This window comes from Aeromonas sp. 2HA2, from assembly GCF_029237345.1.
Lineage (GTDB): Bacteria > Pseudomonadota > Gammaproteobacteria > Enterobacterales > Aeromonadaceae > Aeromonas > Aeromonas salmonicida.
In genome coordinates, this window is sequence record NZ_JAACGB010000001.1 from 250631 (window position 1) to 273134 (window position 22504).

The 22504-nt window shown below is 59.5% G+C and carries 26 protein-coding genes; 5 read left to right on the top strand and 21 right to left on the bottom strand.

Annotation, left to right across the window (positions count from 1 at the left end; translation table 11 throughout):
* Positions 1-75: 75 nt before the first annotated feature.
* A complete protein-coding gene (gene purB, locus GWQ29_RS01135; protein WP_021140595.1) occupies positions 76-1446 on the top strand; it encodes an adenylosuccinate lyase in 1371 nt (456 codons plus the stop codon).
* 176 nt (positions 1447-1622) lie between these two features.
* Complete coding sequence (locus GWQ29_RS01140; RefSeq protein WP_275918573.1) at positions 1623-2753, top strand: cupin domain-containing protein; 1131 nt, start codon at positions 1623-1625, stop codon at positions 2751-2753.
* Between the two features lie 61 nt (positions 2754-2814).
* On the opposite strand, the gene GWQ29_RS01145 is transcribed toward GWQ29_RS01140, so the two are convergent.
* From GWQ29_RS01145 to GWQ29_RS01170, 6 genes are all read right to left on the bottom strand, one after another.
* Positions 2815-3345 carry an N-acetyltransferase gene (locus GWQ29_RS01145; protein ID WP_058395693.1) on the bottom strand — a complete coding sequence of 177 codons (531 nt, stop codon included), beginning with the start codon at positions 3343-3345 and terminating at the stop codon, positions 2815-2817.
* 32 nt (positions 3346-3377) lie between these two features.
* Positions 3378-5012 carry a GNAT family N-acetyltransferase gene (locus tag GWQ29_RS01150; RefSeq protein WP_275918574.1) on the bottom strand — a complete coding sequence of 545 codons (1635 nt, stop codon included), beginning with the start codon at positions 5010-5012 and terminating at the stop codon, positions 3378-3380.
* Positions 5012-5626, bottom strand: coding sequence for a glutathione S-transferase family protein (locus GWQ29_RS01155; RefSeq protein ID WP_275918575.1), 615 nt, complete (start codon positions 5624-5626; stop codon positions 5012-5014). Before GWQ29_RS01155 ends, GWQ29_RS01150 begins: the two co-directional genes overlap by 1 nt.
* A gap of 47 nt (positions 5627-5673) precedes the next feature.
* The gene (pdxH, locus tag GWQ29_RS01160) at positions 5674-6312 is read right to left on the bottom strand and encodes a pyridoxamine 5'-phosphate oxidase (RefSeq protein ID WP_059113935.1); all 639 of its coding nucleotides are present in this window, start codon (positions 6310-6312) and stop codon (positions 5674-5676) included.
* A gap of 161 nt (positions 6313-6473) precedes the next feature.
* Positions 6474-6797: a hypothetical protein gene (locus GWQ29_RS01165; protein ID WP_275918576.1), complete on the bottom strand. Its 324-nt coding sequence runs from the start codon at positions 6795-6797 to the stop codon at positions 6474-6476.
* Entirely contained in the window at positions 6794-8770 is a 1977-nt protein-coding gene (locus GWQ29_RS01170; protein ID WP_275918577.1) for a reprolysin-like metallopeptidase, read from the bottom strand. The genes GWQ29_RS01165 and GWQ29_RS01170 overlap by 4 nt, the downstream gene beginning before the upstream one ends.
* A gap of 210 nt (positions 8771-8980) precedes the next feature.
* Between GWQ29_RS01170 and GWQ29_RS01175 the strand changes: the two genes are divergently transcribed.
* Positions 8981-10192, top strand: coding sequence for an RsmB/NOP family class I SAM-dependent RNA methyltransferase (locus GWQ29_RS01175; protein WP_058395689.1), 1212 nt, complete (start codon positions 8981-8983; stop codon positions 10190-10192).
* Positions 10193-10258: 66 nt separating this feature from the next.
* On the opposite strand, the gene GWQ29_RS01180 is transcribed toward GWQ29_RS01175, so the two are convergent.
* Positions 10259-10603, bottom strand: coding sequence for a Grx4 family monothiol glutaredoxin (locus tag GWQ29_RS01180; RefSeq protein WP_005319230.1), 345 nt, complete (start codon positions 10601-10603; stop codon positions 10259-10261).
* A gap of 286 nt (positions 10604-10889) precedes the next feature.
* Between GWQ29_RS01180 and sodB the strand changes: the two genes are divergently transcribed.
* Complete coding sequence (sodB, locus tag GWQ29_RS01185; protein ID WP_005319233.1) at positions 10890-11474, top strand: superoxide dismutase [Fe]; 585 nt, start codon at positions 10890-10892, stop codon at positions 11472-11474.
* A gap of 116 nt (positions 11475-11590) precedes the next feature.
* On the opposite strand, the gene GWQ29_RS01190 is transcribed toward sodB, so the two are convergent.
* From GWQ29_RS01190 to ccmA, 10 genes are all read right to left on the bottom strand, one after another.
* Entirely contained in the window at positions 11591-12403 is an 813-nt protein-coding gene (locus tag GWQ29_RS01190) for an MlaA family lipoprotein (protein WP_181455187.1), read from the bottom strand.
* 77 nt (positions 12404-12480) lie between these two features.
* The gene (gene ccmI, locus GWQ29_RS01195) at positions 12481-13749 is read right to left on the bottom strand and encodes a c-type cytochrome biogenesis protein CcmI (protein WP_125596659.1); all 1269 of its coding nucleotides are present in this window, start codon (positions 13747-13749) and stop codon (positions 12481-12483) included.
* Positions 13746-14225: a cytochrome c-type biogenesis protein gene (locus tag GWQ29_RS01200; RefSeq protein ID WP_059112934.1), complete on the bottom strand. Its 480-nt coding sequence runs from the start codon at positions 14223-14225 to the stop codon at positions 13746-13748. Before GWQ29_RS01200 ends, ccmI begins: the two co-directional genes overlap by 4 nt.
* 11 nt (positions 14226-14236) lie before the next feature.
* Positions 14237-14767 carry a DsbE family thiol:disulfide interchange protein gene (locus tag GWQ29_RS01205; RefSeq protein WP_275918578.1) on the bottom strand — a complete coding sequence of 177 codons (531 nt, stop codon included), beginning with the start codon at positions 14765-14767 and terminating at the stop codon, positions 14237-14239.
* Entirely contained in the window at positions 14764-16719 is a 1956-nt protein-coding gene (locus tag GWQ29_RS01210; RefSeq protein ID WP_096118151.1) for a heme lyase CcmF/NrfE family subunit, read from the bottom strand. Before GWQ29_RS01210 ends, GWQ29_RS01205 begins: the two co-directional genes overlap by 4 nt.
* An 82-nt stretch (positions 16720-16801) precedes the next feature.
* A complete protein-coding gene (gene ccmE, locus GWQ29_RS01215) occupies positions 16802-17293 on the bottom strand; it encodes a cytochrome c maturation protein CcmE (RefSeq protein WP_275906678.1) in 492 nt (163 codons plus the stop codon).
* Entirely contained in the window at positions 17290-17496 is a 207-nt protein-coding gene (gene ccmD / locus GWQ29_RS01220) for a heme exporter protein CcmD (protein ID WP_005319258.1), read from the bottom strand. The genes ccmE and ccmD overlap by 4 nt, the downstream gene beginning before the upstream one ends.
* A 2-nt stretch (positions 17497-17498) precedes the next feature.
* Complete coding sequence (locus GWQ29_RS01225; RefSeq protein ID WP_005319261.1) at positions 17499-18239, bottom strand: heme ABC transporter permease; 741 nt, start codon at positions 18237-18239, stop codon at positions 17499-17501.
* Between the two features lie 163 nt (positions 18240-18402).
* A complete protein-coding gene (gene ccmB, locus GWQ29_RS01230) occupies positions 18403-19071 on the bottom strand; it encodes a heme exporter protein CcmB (RefSeq protein ID WP_021140844.1) in 669 nt (222 codons plus the stop codon).
* Between the two features lie 4 nt (positions 19072-19075).
* On the bottom strand, positions 19076-19711 hold the full coding sequence (gene ccmA, locus GWQ29_RS01235) for a cytochrome c biogenesis heme-transporting ATPase CcmA (protein WP_275918579.1): 636 nt from the start codon (positions 19709-19711) through the stop codon (positions 19076-19078).
* A 14-nt stretch (positions 19712-19725) separates the two neighbouring features.
* Between ccmA and GWQ29_RS01240 the strand changes: the two genes are divergently transcribed.
* Complete coding sequence (locus GWQ29_RS01240) at positions 19726-19881, top strand: hypothetical protein (RefSeq protein ID WP_155601922.1); 156 nt, start codon at positions 19726-19728, stop codon at positions 19879-19881.
* Here the strand turns inward: GWQ29_RS01240 and GWQ29_RS01245 are convergent.
* The 4 genes from GWQ29_RS01245 to GWQ29_RS01260 form a co-directional block, all read right to left on the bottom strand.
* On the bottom strand, positions 19876-20262 hold the full coding sequence (locus GWQ29_RS01245) for a DUF2802 domain-containing protein (protein ID WP_043134707.1): 387 nt from the start codon (positions 20260-20262) through the stop codon (positions 19876-19878). The genes GWQ29_RS01240 and GWQ29_RS01245 overlap by 6 nt on opposite strands.
* Before the next feature lie 18 nt (positions 20263-20280).
* Positions 20281-20769, bottom strand: a complete 489-nt coding sequence (locus tag GWQ29_RS01250) for a chemotaxis protein CheW (RefSeq protein WP_005298836.1) — start codon at positions 20767-20769, stop codon at positions 20281-20283.
* Positions 20770-20838: 69 nt separating this feature from the next.
* Positions 20839-21711, bottom strand: a complete 873-nt coding sequence (locus tag GWQ29_RS01255; protein ID WP_034524369.1) for a chemotaxis protein CheW — start codon at positions 21709-21711, stop codon at positions 20839-20841.
* Positions 21708-22502, bottom strand: coding sequence for a ParA family protein (locus GWQ29_RS01260; RefSeq protein WP_275906674.1), 795 nt, complete (start codon positions 22500-22502; stop codon positions 21708-21710). The genes GWQ29_RS01255 and GWQ29_RS01260 overlap by 4 nt, the downstream gene beginning before the upstream one ends.
* Between the last annotated feature and the right edge of the window lie 2 nt (positions 22503-22504).

Below are 22504 nucleotides of genomic sequence, written 5' to 3' on the forward strand. Positions count from 1 at the left end.
AGCCTTGATAACGGTCTCGTAACAGGAGCGCGAGTTGATGAGAATCCCCCACACCAATCATCAGGAGTTCACCCCATGGAGCTGTCCGCGCTGACTGCTGTTTCCCCGATTGACGGTCGTTATGGCGACAAGGCCGATGCCCTGCGCCCTATCTTCTCCGAATTCGGTCTGCTGCGTTTTCGCGTCGAAGTTGAGGTGCGCTGGTTGCAAAAACTGGCCAGCCACGTCGGGATCCCGGAAGTCCCAGCCCTGAGCGCGGCCGCCAACGCCCTGCTCGACGGTATTGTCAGCAACTTCAACGAGAGTGACGCCGCCCGTATCAAACAGATAGAGCGCACCACCAACCATGATGTGAAAGCGGTGGAGTACTTCCTCAAAGAGAAGGTGGAAGTGAACCCTGAGCTGGCCGCCGTCAGCGAATTCATTCACTTCGCCTGCACCTCGGAAGACATCAACAACAACTCCCACGGCCTGATGCTGAAAACAGCCCGTGACGAGGTCATCAAGCCTTATTGCGAGAAGCTGATCAGCGAGCTCAAGCGTCTGGCCCACGAGTACCGCGACATGCCGCTGCTGTCGCGCACCCACGGTCAGCCGGCCACCCCGAGCACCATGGGCAAGGAGATGGCCAACGTCGCCTATCGCCTGGAGCGCCAGTTCAAGCAGATCATGGCGGTGGAGATCCTCGGCAAGATCAACGGTGCCGTGGGCAACTACAACGCCCACGTCAGCGCCTACCCGGAAGTGGACTGGCACCAGTTCTCCGAGGAGTTCGTCACCTCCCTGGGCCTGAACTGGAACCCCTACACCACCCAGATCGAGCCCCACGACTATATTGCCGAGCTGTTCGACGCCATGGCCCGCTTCAACACCATCCTCATCGACTTCGATCGCGATGTGTGGGGTTATATCTCTCTGGGTCACTTCAAGCAGCGCACTGTGGCGGGCGAAATCGGCTCCTCCACCATGCCGCACAAGGTCAACCCCATCGACTTCGAGAACTCCGAAGGCAATCTGGGTCTGGCCAACGCCGTGTTCCAGCACCTGGCCTCCAAGCTGCCCATCTCCCGCTGGCAGCGAGACCTCACCGACTCGACCGTGCTGCGCAACCTGGGTGTGGCTGTCGGTTACTCCCTGATTGCCTATCAGGCGACCCTCAAGGGGATCTCCAAGCTGGAAGCCAACGCCGGTGCCATGGCAGCCGATCTGGACGCCAACTGGGAAGTGCTGGCCGAGCCCATCCAGACAGTGATGCGTCGCTACGGCATCGAGAAGCCCTACGAGAAGCTCAAAGAGCTGACCCGTGGTCGCCGCGTCGATGCCGAAGGCATGCGTACTTTTATCGACACCCTCGAGCTCCCCGAGCACGTGAAAGTCGAGCTGAAGAAGCTGACCCCGGCCAACTATATCGGTCAGGCCCAGCGTCTGGTGGATCTGCTGAAATAAGCCGATAACCTGATATATCAGGGGCCCTGTGCACATTGCGCAACAGGGCCCCTGTTATTTTTGACGGCCATACGTCTAGCCATACGTTTTGCCATACAAGAGGCCTTGCCCAAGGCCCGCAGCCATCTTGGGCAAGACCTCTCCTGACTCTTTCTGATCTTTTGACGAGAAGCACTATGTACGAACTCAATCTGGATATCGCTCACTTCCTCGAGCACTACTGGCAGAAACGCCCCCTCCTTATAAAAGGCGGCTTCACCGACTTTCAGGATCCCATCAGCCCGGACGAGCTGGCGGGTCTGGCCATGGAAGAGGTCATCGAATCCCGTCTGGTGACCCGCTTCGACGGCAAGTGGGAAGCGGCTCATGGCCCCTTCGAATCTTACGATCACCTGGGGGAAGAGAACTGGACTGTGCTGGTGCAGGCTTGCAACCACTGGGCCCCCGAGGTGCACGAGCTGGCACTGCCGTTCCAGTTCATTCCGGGCTGGCGCTTTGACGATGTGATGGTGAGCTTCTCCACCCCTCATGGTGGTGTCGGCCCCCACATCGACAACTACGACGTCTTCATCACCCAGGGCCAGGGCAAGCGTCACTGGCGAGTGGGCGATGCCAAGCCGCTCAACGAGTTTGCCGCCCACGCCGCCCTGCTGCATTGCGAGCCGTTCGAGGCGATCATCGACGTCATCATGGAGCCGGGCGACATCCTCTACATTCCGCCCGGATTCCCTCACGAAGGCTACGCCATCGAACCCTCCATGAATTTCTCGGTAGGCTTCCGCGCGCCGGATGCCAAGGCACTCATCTCCTCCTTTGCCGATCACCTGATCGACAACGAAATGCGTACCGAGCGCTACGGCGATGGGGATCTCAAGCCCCGCGTCCGTCACGGCGAGATCCAGCCCCATGAGCTGCACCGCCTGCGCGAACTGATGCAGCAGGCTCTGGACGACGAGACCCTGTTCAAGGAGTGGTTTGGCACCATGATCTCCGAGGCCAAGCACGATCTGGACGTCAGCCCCATGGAACCTGACTACAGCGCCGAGGAAGTGGCCGACCTGCTGACTCAGGGCGAACCCGTCATCAAGGTGCCGGGCCTGCGCTCCGTCTGGTTCAGCGGCGAGAGCCGTACCTGCTATATCGACGGCGAGGCCTGGACCCTGCCGAGCGATGATGCGGCCGCCATCTCCCTGTTGTGTGACAAGGACATCATCACCCAGGCCGACATGGTGGAGCTTACCGATCAGGCCAGTTTCCTGCAGCTGCTGACCCGTCTGGTCAATCGCGGTTACTGGTTCTTCAGCTAATCGGGCTGGCTGACAAAGACGAAAAAGGCGCCTTGATGGCGCCTTTTTCATGAGCGGCGGCTTATGCCTCGCCAACCTCTTCGGACTCGTCTTCGGGGAGTTCGTCAAACAGGGGGTGGTAGAGCACTTCGCCGGCCATGCCTGCCAGGCCACCTTCCTGCAGCTCCATCGCCAGAAAGCAGTCGGCGGGAACTTCATAGATGCAGTGCAGACCAAACTCGCTGGCGGGACGAAAACCGAAGCGACCGTAGTAGGTCGGATCGCCGAGCACCACCACCGCCTTCCAGTCCATCTCCAGCGCAGTATCCAGCCCCTCACGCACCAGATCCGAGCCGATACCCTGCCCCTGCCAGTCCGGATGGACGGCAACAGGCGCCAGACCGAGCCAGGGCCCTTCCATGCCGTTAATGGTGATCGGGCTCAGCATCAGGTGCCCCATGAACTCGTACTCTTCCTCTTCAACCATGGTCACCACGGCAGCGCCACATTCGCGCAGGCGGTTGACCAGTTCGGCCTCATCGGAACGGCCAAAGGCGGCGCTCACCAGTTCATAGACCGGCAGCATGTCGCCGGGGCGCTCGGTTCTCAGCATACAGCGTTACTCCTCGTACAGCAGAGCGGGCATTATTCCACAAAGTGCCGGTCGGCCTGAGCACCTTTGTCCAGAAATGGGAGGGTGGACTCAGGAAAGCGAGCCGCAAGCAGCCGCAGTACCCCTTGCAAGGCCACCGGCGTCATGGCCGTGATGGCCTCACCGTAGGCCGCGAACAGCTCGGCATCGTCCTGTTCCAACCTTGCCAGAGCAAGCTCGGGTCCCTGATGCCAGCGCCCGGCCAGCTCATCGATAAGCTCTGGCAGCTCCACCAGCAGCCAAAGCTGATGATAACGCCCCGCGACCGAAGCCCCATCACGCCCCCCTGCCGCGGGCAGACCTGTGCGGCGCACCATCTTGTCAATCCAGTCGAGCCGCTGCTGCCGCTGCGTGCGGGTGAGCAGAACGGACCCTTGGCGCAGCAGACTGGTCAGTTGCAGCAGGCAGGCAAGCCCCTGCTCGTCCCTGTCTTTTAGCAGCAAACCACCCAGCAGATGCAACTGCTCAGGCTCGACCTGCTCCAGCTGACTGAGCGGATGGCACACAATGTCGAACAGGGCCCCATCATAGGGTGCTGCACCGGGCAAGGTGGGTATGCACTTGTCATCCAGAAACAGGGTGAGCTGCAACGAGCCGTCATGATCCAACCCGGCCTGTGCATCGGCACCATGCAAAATAGCCACGGCCACCCGCTCGTTCGCCAGCCAGGGCGCCAGTTGCTGCATCACTGGCTCGGGCAGGGGGATGGCCCTGTCCAGTCGCCAATAGCTTACCTCGCACGGCTGCTGGGCAGTTCGGGCGCGCAGCCCGCGATAGTGCATGCCGAGTTTGGCCATCACCCGACCGGAGGCGAGGTTGCCCGGCATGTGACGGGCGGTCAACGCCGGCAGTTGCAAGGTGTCGAACGCAAATGACTTGACCAGCTGCGCAGCCCGGGTAGCCAGCCCCCGGTTCTGCCAGGGAACACCGACCCACCAGGCCAGCTCGCCGTTCCAGTGCAGCGAAATCACCCCGACCAGCGGGGCCACTTCAGCCCCCTTCGGCAGCGTCATGGCCCAGCTCCAGCCAAGCCCCAGCGCGCCCTTGCGCCCACTGCTGGCGAGCCAGTCACGGGCGCCTTCCGGCGGGTAAGGGTGAGGAATATTGAGGGTATAGCGGGAGAGCGCCTCGTCGGCGCAGTAGCGCACCACCTCGGCCTCGTCGTCGGCCAGCAATGGCCGCAACACCAGGGGGCTGCCAGAGGGTGACGCCAGACCGGATTCACGCAGCAGGGGCACGGTCAAGCGGCGGGCAAGCAGGCGCTTGAGCACGGCGCCCATGTCGTCATCCGCGGTCAGCACCAGATCGGCCCCGAGCGGCCCCAGGGTGAGCAGGCCGCTCTCCTTGGCCAGGGTCAGCAGAGAGGGGGACGCGCTGATCAGGATCTGACGGCTGGGATCGACATAGAGATCCGCGCTCAGATCGCCGTCGAGCCAGACCGCCAGCAGCCCGCTGGCGGACAAGATGCCATCAGGGGGGCAGCCAGACCAGAGGTCCGCCACCTGCCCCAGATGGAACTCACTCTCTTTGCACAGCAGCAGTTTCCAGCAATGACCCTGCCGCTGCCAGGCTTGCAGCACAGGAGACCAATGGGGTTGCCACAGCGCCCGCTCGATAAGCAGCTCCATCAGCTTGCCTGACAGGCTGCAGGCAGGCTCAGATGGCGGGGATGGGCCTCAATGCGGGCGATCCAGGCCCGGATGGCAGGCCAGCCCTGCAAGGAGAAGATCCCCTCCTCCGCCACATGGGTGTAGGCATAGAGAGCCATGTCGGCGATGGTCGGTGCCTCGCCGCACAGGTAGGGACTCTGTTTCAACTGCTGCTCCATCACCGCCAACGCCTGCTCGCCACCGGCCTTGAGGCCATCGAGCCGTGCCTCCTGGGCTTCCGGCCGCCCCAGATGGTGGACGATGAAGCGCGCCACGGCTATGTAGGGCTCGTGGCTGTACTGCTCGAAGAACAGCCACTTGAGCACCTCGGCCTGCTGGCGGGGATCTGCCGGCCAGAGCGCCGAGCCCTGCGCCAGATAGAAGAGGATGGCATTGGATTCCGCCAACGCATCCCCTTCATCGATGGCCAGCACGGGGATCTTGCCGTTGGGATTCATGGCCAGAAAGGCCGGGGTTTGGGTATCACCGGCCTGTATATCCACCGGTACCCAGGTCAGAGGCAGCTCGAGCCAACGGGCCAGCAGCCACACCTTGTAACAGTTGCCGGATCTCAGGTCGCCATACAGACGCATACAGACTCCTTGTCAGCGCAGGAGATTGAACGGGATAAAACAGACTCTCAGGGTGCCAGCCGCTCTATGTGCCAGCCATTCCCCTCGCGGGTGTAGTAGAAGCGATCGTGCAGGCGATGCTCGCCTCCCTGCCAGAACTCTACCGTGTCGATCACCACCCGATAGCCGCCCCAGAAGCTTGGCAGCGGCACTTCGCCATTGGCAAACTTCTGCTTGAGCTCGAGGAACTTGGCCTCCAGCACGCCGCGGGCCGAGATGCGGGTCGACTGCTTGGAAACCCAGGCAGCTATCTGGCTATCCTTGGGGCGACTGTGGAAGTACTTCATCACCTCGAAGGTGCTCATCTTCTCCACCCGGCCGGTGACGTGCACCTGGCGATCCAGGGTGTGCCAGGGGAAGAGCAGACTGATACGCGGGTTGCCTTCCAGCTGGTGTGCCTTGCGGCTGCCCATGTTGGTGTAGAACACCATACCCTGGGCATCGTAGTGTTTGAGCAACACGGTGCGCTGCCAGGGTTGCCCCTCGGCATCCACGGTCGCCACCACCATGGCGGTGGGATCGGTCAACTTGGCCTCGCAGGCCTGGGCCAGCCACTTCTCGAACAGGGCCAGGGGGTCGGCCGGCAGATCGGCCCGGTGCAATCCGCCCCGGGTGTATTCACGGCGCAGATCAGCCACATCCATCATCTTGATTTTCCTTCTCTCTTTTTGCCGCCGATGCGGCCATGCGTGCTGGCATTGTGCGACGAGCACGCCATGGGTACAAGCCTCGGGGCGGTCAAATGCCAGCGCCAAAAAAGAAAGGGAGGCTTGCGCCTCCCCTTTTCTGCCCACACCCGGCTGCGGACTTATTGTTTGCCGACAGCCGATGGACAATGGGCCAGCATGCGCTGGTTATACTCGGCCGCATAGGCCCTCAGCCTGGCCTGAGCCTCTTCCTGACCGGGTCTGATGACATCTCCCAGTCCATCGAGGTAGCGCACGCCACAACGCGCCTTGGCGGCTTCCTGCTCACTTGCCGCAATGCCGGGCGCCACTTCACCGCGCCCGGCCCGCACAATCAGCCGGTAATCCTGCCTGGCAAGGCTGGCGCTGACCGTCTGCTCCAGGGTGTCGGCATCCGCCTGACACCCGCCAAGCAGAGCAAGCAGCAGCAAGCCGGTGGCTCTCATGCCCGCCTCCGTTGCCAGCCGAGCAGGGCCAGCGCAAGTGCCCAGAAGCCAAGAGCACCACCGCCACCACCACCCGAGCTGCCGCCACTTTGCGCGACCGACAACTTGAGCGGGCTGATGGCGAAGAAGATGTTGTCGCTACAGGCCACCTTCAGCCTGACGCTGCTGGTGAGGTTGGTCGGCAGAGTCACGGTGGCCGAACCACTGTTGGGCTGGCTGCTAGCCAGGGTCGACCAGTTTGCCCCTTCATCCTGAGTCACGAACAGGTCTACCTTGCTGCAGTTGATAGGCGCAGCATGGGTGCCAGCCACATCCCAACTGACGGCCTGGCTGGCCCCCGGCGTCACCGTCACGCCCAACGGACTGGTCAGGCGGAAGGCGCTGCCGGTGTTGACCACCTGCACCTTCATATCATCGCTGGCGACGCCGCCCTGGCCATCACGCACAGTGAGCCGGAAGTTGAGCTCCCGGTTGGTGGTGGGCCAGGCGTCGCCCTTGGCCAGGGTACCGGTCAGCAGGGAGGGCAAGCTGGGCAGGATCCGCTCTGGCGAGCTGGTGGGCGAGACGAACCGGAACAGCGGGCGGGTACCATCGTCGATCATGTCGAGGGTACTGCTGGACTCTGTGCCCAGATCGATCTGCTCCCAGGTGTAGGTCAGGGGATCCTTGTCCAGATCCGCCCCTGCCCCTCTGAGCACAAAAGGGACATTGGCAGGAATAGCGTAATTGGCACCCGCTGCGGCCTGAGGTGCGTTGTTGCTGAGGCTCAGTGTGGTGCCACAGGTCGGCACAGTGGCCATGTGCGCACGCATCTGCTCGATGGATTTGCTGTGGAAATAGGGATCACCTTGCCGCTGGATGTTTTCATCCCCACAGATACCGGCATAGGCCATGATGGAAGTGCCGCTGCCCGGTTCCCAGGCCTGGTTGGCTACCCGGTTGCCACCGCCGCAACTGTTGGTGGTACCGTTGAAGGTGTGGTCGGCACCGAACTGGTGGCCGATTTCGTGTGCCACATAGTCGATAAAGAAGGCATCTCCCACAGGGTTGGATGAGCCTGTCATGCCGTTCGATTTGGTGGCAGTACAGAGCACACCCAATCCGGCCAGACCACCACCGCCGGTATTGACCACATGACCTATGTCGAATGGCCCCAGCGCCCCGCTGGGCAAGGTCTGCGCAGTGGCCTGTACCAGGCCGTTGACATTGAAATCCGTGTCGTCATTGCTGAACGGATCGCTCGCCGGATCGGTAAAGATGATGGCGTCATTGCCGCTGGCCAGCTGGAACTCGGCCCCCACGTCGCGCTGATATACCTCGTTCACCCGGTTGAGCAGGGTGGCAATCGCCCCCATGGTCAGCACCTTGGAGCCACCGTGGAATTGGGTATATTCCCCGGCTGCCGAGATGGCGATGGTATAGCGCTTGCGCTCGTTGCCATCCACCTGCACCTTGCGGGCCAGAGTGTTGGCGTCACGGCCGATCACCTTGTCGGCCTCCTCTTCCAGCCGGCTGTAGGCATCCTGCTGGTAGTAGACGGCATAGCCTTCGGCATTGGGCAGCGGATCGACGAACACCATCTTGCCCTGATGGCTGAACATGGCGTGGAAGCCCTGCGGACCAAGATCGAAACGGCCCGTCTCTACCGGCGCAGCCGGATTATGACCCTTGAAGGTCAGGATATCGGGATACTTGACGACAAGATCGGCGGGCAGCAGGTCATAGGCCTGCAGCGCGAAGGTCACTTCCCCTCCGTCAGGCAGGGGCAAGGTCAGCTGGCGTCCCCCGGCCTGCAGTCCGGCAAAGTAATCGAGGGGCACCTTGGCCACTCGAAACTGGTTCGCCCGCACGTCATAACCGTCAGTCACAGTGGCGCGCGCCGCTACAGTGCTCCACTCATTGGCCGCAAGGCCACCAGAGCTCATCAGGCTGGCCACAACCAGCGCCAGGGGCGAATATTTCATCAACTGCATCTTTTTAGTCCTTTTAAATGCACTCAGCTGAACAACCATCGGCATCATTTTCCTGCTGGTCCGATTAGTCCAGCGCCATCGTCTGTACATTCCCCGAATGGGGAGTGTTGCGCCAACCCTGTCTAACCCCTATCATTGCGCGGATTTATCAGTTTTAGAACCGCGCTCGATAGGGAGGCGGTTCATCTTTATCTGGCCAAGGTTAATCTCATGCTCAAGTCCCCACTGTTGCCCCGTTCCGGGGATCTGGTCGTTGCCATAGTTGACGATGTATTAGGCCAGGGTCTCACCCTGGACAGAGCCTATGCACGCCACTTCTCCGGCATCGAAATCAAACCACAAGAACAGGCAAGGATTGCCCTGGTCACCGGCGACCTGCTGCGTCGCCTCAGCCTCTACTGCGCCCTGACAGGTATTCAGGTGCGTCAGGCCGAAAAAAACGTCTGGCCACTGCTGCACAGTTGGCACGCCTTCCACAAGATAGTTCAGTCCAACCACCCGACCCTGGATCGCTTCAACGAAGAGGCATTCCGCCGCCGCCTGACAGAAGCGAAGAAAAATCCGGTGCTGATGGATGGTTGCCCTGCCTGGCTGGAAAAGCTGGGCAGCGAGCAGTTGGGAGAGGCCTGGCCTGCAGAGCGCGCCGCCCTGGCCTGGATGCCCAAACGTTACCTGAGGGTCAACACCCTCAAATGCACGCGGGAACAGCTGCAAGCCGCACTGGCCAAGGAGCAGGTCAACACTATTCCGGTTGAAGGGGTCGCTACCGCCCTGCAGGTCACCTCTGATGCGGCCCTGTTTCGCACCAAGGCGTTTGCCGACGGCTGGTTCGAGCAGCAGGACGCAGGCTCCCAGCTGGTTGCAGCGGCGCTGGAAGTCACCCCTGGCATGCGAGTCATCGACGCCTGCGCCGGTGCCGGCGGCAAGACCCTGCACATCGCCGCCATGATGGAAGGCAAGGGCCGTCTGCTGGCAATGGATGTGGAAGAGTGGAAGCTGGAAAACCTCAAGCAGCGCGCCCGCCGTGCCGGTGCCCACAACGTGGAAACCCGTGTCATCGAGAGCAGCAAGACTGTCAAGCGCCTCAAAGGCACTGCCGATCGCGTACTGCTGGACGTGCCCTGCTCCGGTCTTGGCGTGCTCAAGCGCAATCCGGATGCCAAATGGCGTGACACCGCCGAGCGACTGCCGGTGCTGGTTGCCTTGCAAGAGGAGATACTGCAGCGTTACAGCCAGATGGTGAAGGTGGGGGGTCTGCTGGTCTATGCAACCTGCTCCATCCTGCCCCAAGAGAACCGTCAGCAAGTGGACAAATTCCTGGCTGCCAACGACAACTATCGTCTGCGGGATGACCACACCGTCAGCCCGTCCGCGACCGGCTTTGACGGCTTCTATATGGCGCGGATCGAGCGCATCAGCTGATCCTGTCTGCCGTGATAAAAAAAGGGGAGCCATTGGCTCCCCTTTTTGCATGATGCAGATGCGACCTTATTCGGCAGCAACGTCATCCTGCTTGTGCTTGGCGGCAGTTTCCTTGATCAGGGTCTGCAGCTCGCCAGCCTGGAACATCTCGATCAGGATATCGCAGCCACCGACCAGCTCACCCTCTACCCACAGTTGCGGGAAGGTGGGCCAGTTGGCGAACTTCGGCAGCTCGGCGCGGATGTCCGGATTTTGCAGTATGTCGACATAAGCAAACGGCTCGCCACAGGACATCAGAGCCTGGGAGGCCTGGGCAGAGAAACCGCAGCTGGGTAGCTTGGGGGAACCCTTCATGTACAGGATGATGGGATTGTCAGCCAGCTGCTGTTTGATCTTTTCAATAGTTTCCATAGGTGCCTCACTAGAGCGATTTCGGCGGCCATTCTACTGCAATCCTTGCAGACCACAAACTGACAAACCGTCCTGGATGCAAGAAGTGATGAATCAATACGCCGTAGCTTGATCCGGATCATGGCGAGAATCAAGAGTTGTTAGCCCATCTTTGATGCTGGTACAATCGACGGGCTTTGGGCCATCTGGCCCCATCATTTCAAGAACAATTCTTTTCAAAATAGAAAAGAGTACGCAATGTCTTGCAACCGTCGCCTTCGCACGGCCAGCCAATGGAGAGTAGAAAATGGCTTTCGAACTTCCCGCTCTGCCCTACGCAATCAATGCCCTGGAACCGCACATCTCCCAGGAAACTCTGGAATATCATCACGGCAAGCACCACAACACCTACGTGGTCAACCTGAACAACCTGGTGCCAGGTACCGAGTTTGAAGGCAAGTCTCTGGAAGAGATCATCAAGACCTCCACTGGCGGCATCTTCAACAACGCCGCCCAGATCTGGAACCACACCTTCTACTGGCATTGCCTCTCCCCGAACGGTGGCAACGAGCCGACCGGCGCCCTGGCTGATGCCATCAACAAGGCGTTTGGCTCCTTCGCCGAGTTCAAGGATGCCTTCACCAAGTCTGCCATCGGCAACTTCGGTTCCAGCTGGACTTGGTTGGTGAAAAAAGCCGACGGCTCCCTGGCCATCGTCAACACTTCCAACGCCGGTTGCCCGCTGACCGAAGCCGGTACTACACCGCTGCTGACCGTCGACCTGTGGGAACACGCCTACTACATCGATTTCCGCAACCTGCGTCCGAAGTACATGGAAACCTTCTGGACCCTGGTGAACTGGGAATTCGTGGCCAAGAACCTAGCTGCCTGATAGCCGCTTCTTGCCAAAACGCCCCGCACTGCGGGGCGTTTTTTTATGGCAGAAATGAGCCGGCAGCAGATATGAAAAAGGCGCCCGAAGGCGCCTGTTATCGACAGCCAGTGGCATCACTGGTCTATCTCGTCCAGATAGTCATCCAGATTGGCATCGTCGGCTTTCTCCGCCGGCGTCTGCTTGAACTCGGTCTGACGACCGGTCACTTTGTTCTGGTTGTGCTGCAGATAGAAATCCTTGGTCAGGGCATACGGATCGAGCGCGTTGTCGATGATCCTCTCCTGATCGATCAGCTTGGATCGGGTACCCAATCCATCCAGCATCCAGTGGGTGACTCGCAGCGGCAGCGTCAACAGGGCATAGGGGAAGTAGATGGTATCTATGGTATCCCCCACCAGCTTGCGCGTCGTGGTAGGACCGTAGACGGGCACCATCAGATAGGCACCATCGCCGATATCGGCACGACCCAGTACTGTATTGAGTTCCAGCTTGTCGCGTTCGAGCCCGGCATGCTTGGCCACATCGAAGATACCCAGCAAACCGATAGTGGTGTTGAGGGTAAAGCGGCCGAGGTTGGTTCCCGCGCCTTGCAAGTCACCGGTGATCAGGTGGTTGACCATGCTGCTCGGCTCGTTGAAGTTCTCAACCAGGTTCTCGATGCCATCCTTCATCCCTTGCGGAATATAGCGGGCATAGCCATGCACCACGGGGCGGGCCACATAGGGCTCCAGCACATCGTAGTTGACCACCCACATGGCCCGGTTTGCCCCCTGGAAGGGGTCGCGGCCATCGCTGGCAGTGCTGGTCGCCTCGGGCCGACCCGGTGCTTCATTGAGATCAAGACTCTCGGGGCCCGGCTTGGGTGGGCCACCCGCACAGCCTCCCAACAACAATGCCGCCATCAATGCCACTGAACGCACATACATATGGAAGTCCTAGTTTCTTATTGTGATTAATCCGAATTATAGGCACCCGCCCCATAGAGGGGCGGGGCAAAGGGGTATTAGAGGGCGTGATCGATACGGATGTCAATCGGCGCTGAAGGAATCGCATCCGTCGGGATAGATGTCGATACCCCTTCGAACGCCCCTTCCTTGTTCATCACGTTGCCGCCGCGAGAAAGCCGTGCCTTGAACTGCAGTTGCGGATAGGCGGAAAGCTTGCTGCCCTCCATCATGGCATCACCATCCCCCAGGGAAAGGGTGACAGGCAAAGTGGGTCCTGCGATGCGCTTCACGGCAATGGGCATGGGCGGTCCATTGGGCACCACAGCAAAAACGAACAGATGAGCATCTTCCGGCATCTGAATGCCGGCAGCCAGGGTGACATGGATCGGAAACTCCCCTTTCTTCACCTCCAGCTGTTGCCCCTGCTCATCACTCTTGTTGGCTGCACCAGGGGTCGTCACCGCTATGCCACGCTGTTTCAACTGCTGCTCGGCATAGTCGATGGAGCGCTCCACCATGGCGTAGCGGGTCGAGCCCTTCTCCATCAGCGGCAGCATCTCGCGCCAGCGCATCAGCGCTGTCTTGAAGTCCTCTTTTTGCAGCGCCATGAAGGCATAGACGGAGCGTGCCTCTATGTTGGCCGGATCCAGCGCGATGGCGCTACGCAGCAGCTCATCGGCCTGGGCGTCATCCCCAGTCATCATCAGCGCCTGGGCGTAGGGCACGGCTACCATGGTCTTCTGTGGCGCCAGATCATAGGCGCGCTCAAGGGCCTCGCGGGCCATATCAGGATCATTGCCATCCAGCGACAAACGACCCAGCAGCAGCCAGCCACGGTAATCATTCGGCTCGTCTTTCAGACGGGTGCGCAACGCCAGCATGAAGTCCAGCAGGTCCTGCTCGGTCACCTGGGCATCCCGTTCGACCAGAATGCGGTTGCTCAGTTCACCCAGTCGACTGCTGGCATCCTGCCAGCGCTGGACTTCCTGCCAGGCACCCAGCTTGTAATAGAGCCCCAGACTCACCAGCACCAGCACCAGCACACCCGGGATCCAGATCAGGCTCTTGCCGCCACGGGCGCTCTGCTCCACATCGGGGATGTCATCCAGCAGGCTGCGTTGCAGCTCGACCAGGGATTCCGGCTCCTCCGCCAATATTCCTTGCTCGCGCTCTTCGCCGATTTCCAGCAAACGCTGACGATAAAGCTGCTTGTTGAGAGCCGAACGGCTGATGCTCTGCTTGCCCTCTCCACGCCACAGCGGCATCGCCAGAGTCAGACTCACCAACACCAGCAAGGCCGCGATCACAATCAAAAATGCGGTCATTGTTTCTCTTCCTCTTTGAGCAGGGCAGCCAGACGTTCCTGCTCCTGTGCGCTCAGGGCGCTATCCGCCTGTTTGGCCATGACGGGACGACGGCGACTGCGCACCACCACAGTGACGGCGCCAATGACGATGACCAGCAGCGGGCCGAGCCAGAGGATCAGGGTCGACGCCATCAGCGGCGGGTTATACAAAATGAAGTTGCCGTAGCGGGCGACCATGTAGTCCACCACTTCCTGCTTCTCCTTGCCCTCGCGCACCATCTGGTAGGTCTTGTCCCGCAAGTCCTTGGCAAGCCCTGCATTGGAATCGGCGATGTCCTGGTTCTGACACTTGGGGCAGCGCAACTCGCGGGTCAGCTCGCGAAAAGTCTGCTCTTGCGCGGGAGTGTCAAAGGTATAGACATCAATCGCAGCCAGGGCCGGTCCTGCGCCACCCAATCCCGCCAGTAACAGCAGGGAGGCAATCAGTGTTTTCATCAGGCGCCTTCTCATTTCATGGACTCGAAGATGGGCTTGAGGGTAGTGGCCCAGACTTGTGGATTCACATCCCCCACATGGCGATAGCGAATGATGCCCTGACTGTCGATAAAGAAGGTCTCGGGTGCCCCATAGACACCCAAATCCAGCCCCAGCATGCCATCCGGGTCATACAGGTTGACCTGATAGGGATTGCCAAGCTCGGTCAACCAGCGGATGGCCTTGTCCCGCTCATCCTTGTAGTTCATGCCGACAATGGGGATGCCCTGCTCCGCCAGTTGCTTGAGGTAGGTGTGTTCGCCGTAGCAGGTCGGGCACCAGGTAGCCCAGACGTTGAGCAGCATGGGGCGCCCCTTGAGGATGCTGCGATCATGCAGCTTGTTCAGGTCGTAGATGTCCTGCAGGGTGAACACGGGCACTTCCTTGTCCACCATCACTGACTCGAGCTTGGTGGGGTCGGAATAGAGCCCTTTGAACAGGAAGACAGCACCCAACAGAAAAATAATAAAGGGGATCAGAAACAGCCAGGTCTTCTTGTTCATGCCTTGGCCTCCTCTTCACGACGGCCAAAACGGTAACGCTTGTCCAGCATGGCCAGCACGCCGCCAATGGCCATGAAGACGCCACCGAACCAGATCCAGCGCACGAAGGGTTTGTAATAAATCCGTACCGCCCAGGCGCCGTTGTCCAGCTGCTCGCCGAGCGCCGCATAGAGATCCCGGGTAAAACCGGCGTCAATCGCCGCTTCCGTCATCGGCATCCGGCTCACTGTGTACATCCGCTTCTCGGGTTTGAGCAGGGCCACCTGCTTGCCATCTTTGTGAACTTCCAGCACACCTTTGAAGCCGTCGTAGTTGGGGCCATTCTTTTCCCGAATGCCGGTGAAAACAAACTCGTAATCGGCAAACTGCACCCTGTCACCGGCCTGCATGCGCAGATCTTTTTCGATGCTGTAGTTCTGGGTACAGGCGATACCTATGATGCTGACGGCCAGCCCCACGTGACCCAGGATCATGGCCCAATGGCTGTTGCCCAACTTGCGCACCCCGGTAGCGAAGGAGTGCTTGTGGGTGGCGCGTACCCAGGTCTCCTGGATGCTGGTGATGATGATCCAGGTCCCCAGCCCAATTCCCACAGCAGCCCAGGGCTTGAACTCCTCGGCCAGCCACAGTGGCAGCAAGATGGCGGAGACCAGACTCAGAACCAGGGCGAGGATCACCTTGCCCTTGAGTTCGCCCAGCCCCTGACGGCGCCAGCGAAACAGCGGGCCAACCCCCATCAGCAGGGCAAACGGAATAATCAGCCAGCTGTAGATGTGGTTGAAGAAGGGAGTGCCGATGGAGATGCTGCCAAGTCCCAGCTCCTTGTGCACCAGCGGCAACAGGGTGCCGAGCAACACGGTCAACAGACCCGCCACCAACATGATGTTGTTGCCGAGCAGCAGGGTCTCGCGACTCCACAGCTCATGCTTGCCGTGACTCTTCACCTGCGAGCCCTTGAAGGCGAACAGCAGGAGCGAACTGCCGATCACCGCCAGCAGGAAGCCCAGAATGAACAGGCCTCGGGTCGGGTCGGAGGCGAACGCATGCACCGACACCAATACGCCGGAACGCACCAGGAAGGTGCCGAGCAGGCTCAATGAGAAGGCGGAGAGTGCCAGCAGCACTGTCCAGGCCTTGAAAGTGGCCCGCTTCTCGCTTACCGCCAGCGAGTGCAGCAGGGCAGTACCTGCCAGCCAAGGCATGAAGGAGGCGTTTTCTACCGGATCCCAAAACCACCAGCCACCCCAGCCGAGCTCGTAATAAGCCCACCAGGAGCCAAGCACTATGCCCAAGGTAAGGAAGACCCAGGCCGCCATGGTCCAGGGACGGGACCAGCGCGCCCAGGTGGCGTCGAGACGCCCCGTCATCAGGGAGGCGATGGCAAAGGCAAAGGCGACCGAGAAGCCCACATACCCCATGTAGAGCATGGGCGGATGGAAGATAAGACCCGGATCCTGCAACAAGGGGTTAAGATCGCGGCCATCCACAGGGAAGTAAGGCAGGGTCCGGGTGAAAGGGTCGGAGGTAAAGAGCACGAAGGCGGTGAAACCAACCGAGATAAGCCCCAGAACCCCGAGTACCCGCGCTACCGCATCGAGCGGCAGGCTGCGGCTGAACAGGGCCACCGCCGCCGTCCAGCCTGCCAGCGTCAGTACCCAGAGCAGCAAGGAGCCCTCATGGGCCCCCCAGACGGCAGAGATCCGATACGCCAGCGGCAAGAGGGTATTGGAGTTGGTGGCCACATACTGCACGGTAAAGTCGTGGTCGATAAAGGCCCAGGTCAGGCACAGAAACGACAGCAACAGCAGCAAAAACTGGGCATAGGCCAGCGGACGGGCGGTCGACATCATGCCAAGGCGCCCCCACTGAGCGCCAAGCAAGGGATAAACCCCCAGCAAGATGGCGGTGGCAAAGGCCAGGATCAGTGAAAACTGCCCTAATTCCGGGATCATTTCAGAGTTCCTTCAGGTTGAGTGACAGCACACACCTGTGCGCGGGTGAGAAACGATGAAAACGGTGAGCGGGTAGCCAGACTCATTGTTTGGTTCCTTTCAACTGCGCCTCGGTATATTCCGGCTTGAAATGCATACCATTGGTGGCATCGGCCACTTCCGGCGGCATGTAGTTTTCATCGTGCTTGGCCAGCACCTCGAACGCCTCCACCGTAGTGGCGTTCTTGAGAGTACCCTGGGCCACTATGCCCTGCCCTTCCCGGAACAAGTCCGGCAGTATGCCGTCAAACTCGACGGTCACCAGATGTCCGCCATTATCCACCAGCTTGAAGGCTACCTTGAGGCTTTGCTGATCTCGCAGCACGGAACCCGGTACCACCAGCCCACCAATACGCAGACGCTGCCCCTCTTCGGGCTTTATCTTGTCCGGTCCCTTGCCTTCTACCAGCTCACTCGGGGTGTAGAAGAGATCGATGTTCTGGCTGAGGGCGTAGAGCACCAGGCCGATCACGGCGGCCAAACCGGCACTGATCGCCAGTATGATGGTGAGGCGTTTTTTGCGTCTCGGGTTCATAGGGTGTTCTCCATCTGCTGGGCCGCCTTGCGGCGGGCCTCTCGCGCCTGCTTGCTACGCAACTCGCCAAGCAGGCTGCGGGTTTTTATACGGGTGGAAATGACGATGCCAACCAAGCAGATCAGGGTCAGACCAAAAGAGAGCCAGACATAGAAGGCGTAACCGCCCATCGCCATGAAGTCACTGAAAGAGGCAAAGTGCATGCTTACTTCTCCTGCTTGGCAAGATCGATGACCCAGGGGCGATGCCACTCCCGCATCAAGAGCTCGTTTCGAAAACGCATCAGGGTCAAGGCTCCAAGGAAGGCGGCAAACGCCAGTATCATGATGAGCAGCGGCCACAGCATCTCGGGGGAAATGGAGGGTTTGTCAAACTTGGTGATGCTGGCGCCCTGGTGCAAGGTGTTCCACCACTCAACCGAGTAGTGAATGATGGGCAGGTTGATCACCCCCACCAGTGCCAGAATGCCAGCGGCGCGGCCCGCCACCACCTTGTCGCTGAAAGCGTTGTAAAGCGCGATCACACCAAGATAGAGAAACAGCAGAATAAGCTCGGAAGTGAGGCGCGCATCCCATACCCACCAGGTGCCCCACATGGGTTTGCCCCAGGCAGCACCGGTAAACAGCGCAATAAAGGTGAACACGGCACCGACCGGCGCAATGGCCGCCACCGTCATGTCGGCCATTCGCAGTTGCCACACCAGCCCAATAAAGGCGGCCACCGCCATGGTGGAGTAGGCCCCCATGGAGAGAATGGCGGAGGGCACATGGATATAGATGATCCGGAAGGAGTCACCCTGCTGATAGTCGGCCGGCGCAAAGGCCAGCCCCCAGACAGTACCGATGATAAATGACAGCAGACTTGTCACGGCAAACCAGGGCAGCAAGGTCCCTGCCAGCCCATAGGCTCGCTCGGGTTTAGCGTAAGGGTGCAACCATTTCCACATAGCTCACAAAACCTTTTTGTTATTAATTGTTTGGCGAGGCCTACCATACTGACCTCGGGGTGACATCAAATACCCCGAAAGCAATAAGCGACCCTCTTCTTGATCCATCGCAACATTATTTTTCCACAATGACCCATCAGGAGCCCTGTGCTCATGTCCATCGTCAGTTCAGGCTGACCCTGAGCGCCGCCGATACCGCCAGCGGGGTCAGGGTCAAAGCTCCCACCAGCATGGCGGCCAAAATAGCGAGCTGGCCAGCATAGGGCAAGCCCATCCCCGCCGCATCGATGGCAGAGGTGGCAAATATGAGTACCGGAATATAGAGCGGCAGGATCAGCAGGCTCAGCAAGACACCGCCCTTGCGCAGCCCCACCGTCAGGGCGACGCCGACGGCCCCGAGCAGACTCAGCACAGGGGTTCCCAGCGCCAGGGTCGCGACCACGGCCAGATAGGAGTTCATGTCCAGTGACAACAGGATGGCAAGCAGCGGTGAGATCAGCAGCAGTGGCAGCCCTGTCAGCAACCAGTGAGCAATCACTTTTGCCAGCGCCAACAGCCCGAGGGGATGAGGCATCAGCATCATCTGCTCAAGCGCCCCATCGCTGAAATCATCCCGAAACAGCCGCTCAAGGGAGAGCATGGCCGCCAGCAAGGCGGCCACCCAGATGATACCAGGGGCAATGCGAGCCAGCAGCTTGGGCTCAGGGCCTATGCCGAGGGGAAACAGGGTGATGACGATCAGGAAAAACCAGAGCGGGTTTAAAATGTCGGAGCGCTGGCGCAGAGCCATCAGCAACTCGCGGTGAATAAGCTGGATTACGGCGCGCAACATCAAGCTACTCCTGCAGCAAAGGGGTCAGCGACAGGGTCTTCAACCGTCCCTGCATCAGAGTCATGTCCTGGTGGGTGGTGAGGATCACCATACCTCCCCGCTCGGCGTGGTCCAGGAAGAGGCGTTCCAGTACCTTGACCCCCTGCTTGTCGATGGCGGTAAAGGGCTCATCCAGGATCCAGAGCGCCGGTTTATCACTGAGCCAAAGCCTTGCCAGTGCCACCCGGCGCTGCTGACCGGCGGAGAGTTGCCCGCTGGGATTGTCCTCGAAACCGGCAAGCCCGACCTGGGCCAGCACTCGCCACAGATCCACCCCGGTTTGGGTCGGATGATGCAGTTTCTGATAGAAGGCGAGATTTTCGAGCGGTGTCAGCGCCGCCTTGACACCGGGCTGATGGCCCAGATAGAGCAGGTTGGCATGATATGCATCGCGACAGTGGCGGATATTTTCGCCATTCCAGCACACTTCACCGGCAAACGGCTGGGACAGACCCGTCAAGAGGCGCAACAGGCTGGTCTTGCCCACGCCATTGGGACCTTCAATCTGCACCAGATCGCCGGGAGCCACCGCAAAGGAGAGGTGTTCAAACAGAGTGCGATCTTCACGCACGCAGCTCAGATTGTTAACTTGAAGCAGCATGAGGATGTAATCAGATGAAAAGAGGCGGCCTGCATATTAACACAGTATTAGAATGCGTCTTTTCAAAGATGCCAATTATCAGCAGGATTTGTGGGGAAGATCCCGCCTTTTCGGCGCGCAAAGCGGGAGATGAAAATCAGGAAGGCGAGCGCCTTCCCGATGATTTATGAGCGGCCTTTTCGCAATGAAATCAAGAGTTCAGCCTCGGCCTTTGGCAATTCGCACTCATTCATGACCTCGTCGAGGTCGGCACCAAGCTCGACCATCTTGGCGGCACGGCTGTAAAGGCGGCGTTCCGGATCCTGCAGGGTCAGCTCCTGCTGGCGATCGTTGACCTGCTGCATAGCCCCTTCGACCGACTGCAAACGCTGGCCCATGCCGATGGCCCCCGTGTGCAGTTCCATCATCTGCTTGCGCAGACTCTCGAGCTGGCCTTGCAGCGTCTCCACCCTGGCCTCGGACTCTCGTTGGCCACGTCGGCTGCTGATCACCCCGTACAGGGCCAGCACCAACGCCAACAAGGACACCCCCAAGGCAGCTATTTCAATAATCAAAACATCACCTTTCTATCAGAGGGAACCAATATCTTCCCACTCTTCATCGGAGAGCAGCTTGTTCAGATCGACCAGAATCAGCAGTTGACCATCACGGTTGCTGACACCCTGAATGAACTTGGCGCTCTCTTCGGTACCCACCGCAGGGGCGGCATCAATCTCGGAGGAACGCAGATAGACCACCTCGGCCACACTGTCGACCATGATACCAATCACCTGCTTCTCCGCCTCGATGATGACGATGCGCGAGTTCTCGCTCACATCGCCGGAAGGCAGGCCGAAACGGGAACGGGTGTCGATGACGGTCACCACATTGCCGCGCAGGTTGATGATACCCAGCACATACTCGGGCGCACCCGGCACAGGGGCGATTTCGGTGTAGCGCAACACCTCCTGCACCTGCATCACGTTGATGCCGTAGGTTTCATTTTCCAGCTGGAAGGTGACCCATTGCAGCACTTCATCTTCGGCCAGATTCTGTGCAATATTGCGCTTTTCTGTCATGTTTTTATTCCTTTTATGAAAACGTCTACTGGTAAAACTAGCAATAAAACAGCACAAGTGCAGAAGTTATCAGCGACCTTCTATGTTGACCCCGCGCTCCAGCAGCAGGAGCAATTCCCTGACATGCAGCAGGGCGCACATCTTCTCCTTGACCATGCCAGCTAGCCAGGGGCGTTTACCCTCCTGATGGCGCCATTTGACCTGATCACGATGCAATAACTCTGTGCCTTTCAGATGATGGCAGGCGAGCCCCCAGGGAGATTCACCCAACATGATCAGATACTTGTAATCCGGTATCTCCAGATGCTGACCCGGCATCACCCACTGCGCGGTATCCACCACGTTCATCTTCTGCTCGCGGGAAGTCATGATGCCACGATACCAGTCGGGCTGACCAAATAGCGACGAGACTTCGCCCATCTGATGGATCCCGCCGAGCTCGGTCAGGGGCACTGCAAAGGTGACGCCGGCAACTTCGAAGAACAGCGCCTGAAACTCCTTGCCGGTATCGATGTTTTCCCAAGTCGATGGTGCCACCTCTTCTTGAGGCGCCAGCTCTACCGTCGTTTCTGTCATCACCAGCGTTGACGGTTCGACCACCGCCGGGGCCGGCATCTCCTCTGGCCAGACAGGCTCAACCGGCAACAAGGCATCTTCAGCCTCGATCTGCAAGGGCTCGCTGACGACCTCTTCATGGCTCAGGGCATCCATTTCAAACTGCACCTGACCCACCTGGGCGAGCAACTCGCTCAGCTGTTCGAGCCGTTCATCCGCTTCCAGATAGGGTTGAACGACTACCTCGGGAGCAGCAAGAGGCTGGCGTTGCAACAAGATCACGGGCGCAGGTTCAAGCGCTTCTGACGGCTCCGTCAGCAGGACCTCATCCAGCAACAGGGAATGGAAGTAATCATCCATTGCCCTCACTTGAGTTGTGTCTCTCATGATGTCACCTCATGAGCACGTTGACGCTCCTGGGCATCAAGATAGTTGAGCAAAGTCTCATAGGCATAAGTGCCGCGGCTGCTCGGCGAATAAATAGAAGGGGGAATGTGGAGCAAACTGGCATCCCGAAACTTGGTATCGATGGGGATGACGGCGTTCCATACGGCATCGCCATGTTGTTCCTTGATGGACTTCAGGGTCATCAGGGAGGCGCGGGTTCGCTTGTCAAACATGGTGGGGATCACGGTGAAGCGGAACTTCTCCCGCTTGGAGCGTTGCATGATTTCGAAAGTTTTCATCATCCGCTCCAGCCCCTTGAGCGCCAGGAATTCGGTTTGTACCGGTACCAGAATACGATCACAGGCCGCCAGAGCGTTGACCATCATGACGCCCAACACCGGCGGGCAATCGATGAGCACATAGTCATACTGATCCTGAATACGCAGCAGGGCACGCTTGATCACCAATCCCATCCCTTCCCGGTTGCCCATCACCCGATCCAGGGTAGCCAATGTGATGGAAGCCGGCAGAAGATGGATATTGTCGAATTTGGTTCTCAGCGTCAGTTTATTGACCAGCTCGGCAGTAGGTTTGGCAGCCTGAAACAACTCATAGAGAGTGCCGTCCAGCCGGTCTGAATCAAAGTCGAGATATGCAGTCAAGGAAGCATGGGGGTCAGTGTCAATCAATAGCACACGCTGTCCACGCTGAGCCAGAATACCGGCTAACGAGACCACTGTGGTGGTTTTACCGACCCCACCTTTTTGGTTGGCAACCGTCCAAACAATCACTG

Coding starts and splice junctions, on each gene's coding strand:
- purB (WP_021140595.1), top strand. CDS start 76: ATGGAGCTGTCCGCGCTGACTGCTGTTTCCCCGATTGACGGTCGTTAT.
- GWQ29_RS01140 (WP_275918573.1), top strand. CDS start 1,623: ATGTACGAACTCAATCTGGATATCGCTCACTTCCTCGAGCACTACTGG.
- GWQ29_RS01145 (WP_058395693.1), bottom strand. CDS start 3,345: ATGCTGAGAACCGAGCGCCCCGGCGACATGCTGCCGGTCTATGAACTG.
- GWQ29_RS01150 (WP_275918574.1), bottom strand. CDS start 5,012: ATGGAGCTGCTTATCGAGCGGGCGCTGTGGCAACCCCATTGGTCTCCT.
- GWQ29_RS01155 (WP_275918575.1), bottom strand. CDS start 5,626: ATGCGTCTGTATGGCGACCTGAGATCCGGCAACTGTTACAAGGTGTGG.
- pdxH (WP_059113935.1), bottom strand. CDS start 6,312: ATGATGGATGTGGCTGATCTGCGCCGTGAATACACCCGGGGCGGATTG.
- GWQ29_RS01165 (WP_275918576.1), bottom strand. CDS start 6,797: ATGAGAGCCACCGGCTTGCTGCTGCTTGCTCTGCTTGGCGGGTGTCAG.
- GWQ29_RS01170 (WP_275918577.1), bottom strand. CDS start 8,770: ATGCAGTTGATGAAATATTCGCCCCTGGCGCTGGTTGTGGCCAGCCTG.
- GWQ29_RS01175 (WP_058395689.1), top strand. CDS start 8,981: ATGCTCAAGTCCCCACTGTTGCCCCGTTCCGGGGATCTGGTCGTTGCC.
- GWQ29_RS01180 (WP_005319230.1), bottom strand. CDS start 10,603: ATGGAAACTATTGAAAAGATCAAACAGCAGCTGGCTGACAATCCCATC.
- sodB (WP_005319233.1), top strand. CDS start 10,890: ATGGCTTTCGAACTTCCCGCTCTGCCCTACGCAATCAATGCCCTGGAA.
- GWQ29_RS01190 (WP_181455187.1), bottom strand. CDS start 12,403: ATGTATGTGCGTTCAGTGGCATTGATGGCGGCATTGTTGTTGGGAGGC.
- ccmI (WP_125596659.1), bottom strand. CDS start 13,749: ATGACCGCATTTTTGATTGTGATCGCGGCCTTGCTGGTGTTGGTGAGT.
- GWQ29_RS01200 (WP_059112934.1), bottom strand. CDS start 14,225: ATGAAAACACTGATTGCCTCCCTGCTGTTACTGGCGGGATTGGGTGGC.
- GWQ29_RS01205 (WP_275918578.1), bottom strand. CDS start 14,767: ATGAACAAGAAGACCTGGCTGTTTCTGATCCCCTTTATTATTTTTCTG.
- GWQ29_RS01210 (WP_096118151.1), bottom strand. CDS start 16,719: ATGATCCCGGAATTAGGGCAGTTTTCACTGATCCTGGCCTTTGCCACC.
- ccmE (WP_275906678.1), bottom strand. CDS start 17,293: ATGAACCCGAGACGCAAAAAACGCCTCACCATCATACTGGCGATCAGT.
- ccmD (WP_005319258.1), bottom strand. CDS start 17,496: ATGCACTTTGCCTCTTTCAGTGACTTCATGGCGATGGGCGGTTACGCC.
- GWQ29_RS01225 (WP_005319261.1), bottom strand. CDS start 18,239: ATGTGGAAATGGTTGCACCCTTACGCTAAACCCGAGCGAGCCTATGGG.
- ccmB (WP_021140844.1), bottom strand. CDS start 19,071: ATGTTGCGCGCCGTAATCCAGCTTATTCACCGCGAGTTGCTGATGGCT.
- ccmA (WP_275918579.1), bottom strand. CDS start 19,711: ATGCTGCTTCAAGTTAACAATCTGAGCTGCGTGCGTGAAGATCGCACT.
- GWQ29_RS01240 (WP_155601922.1), top strand. CDS start 19,726: ATGAAAAGAGGCGGCCTGCATATTAACACAGTATTAGAATGCGTCTTT.
- GWQ29_RS01250 (WP_005298836.1), bottom strand. CDS start 20,769: ATGACAGAAAAGCGCAATATTGCACAGAATCTGGCCGAAGATGAAGTG.
- GWQ29_RS01255 (WP_034524369.1), bottom strand. CDS start 21,711: ATGAGAGACACAACTCAAGTGAGGGCAATGGATGATTACTTCCATTCC.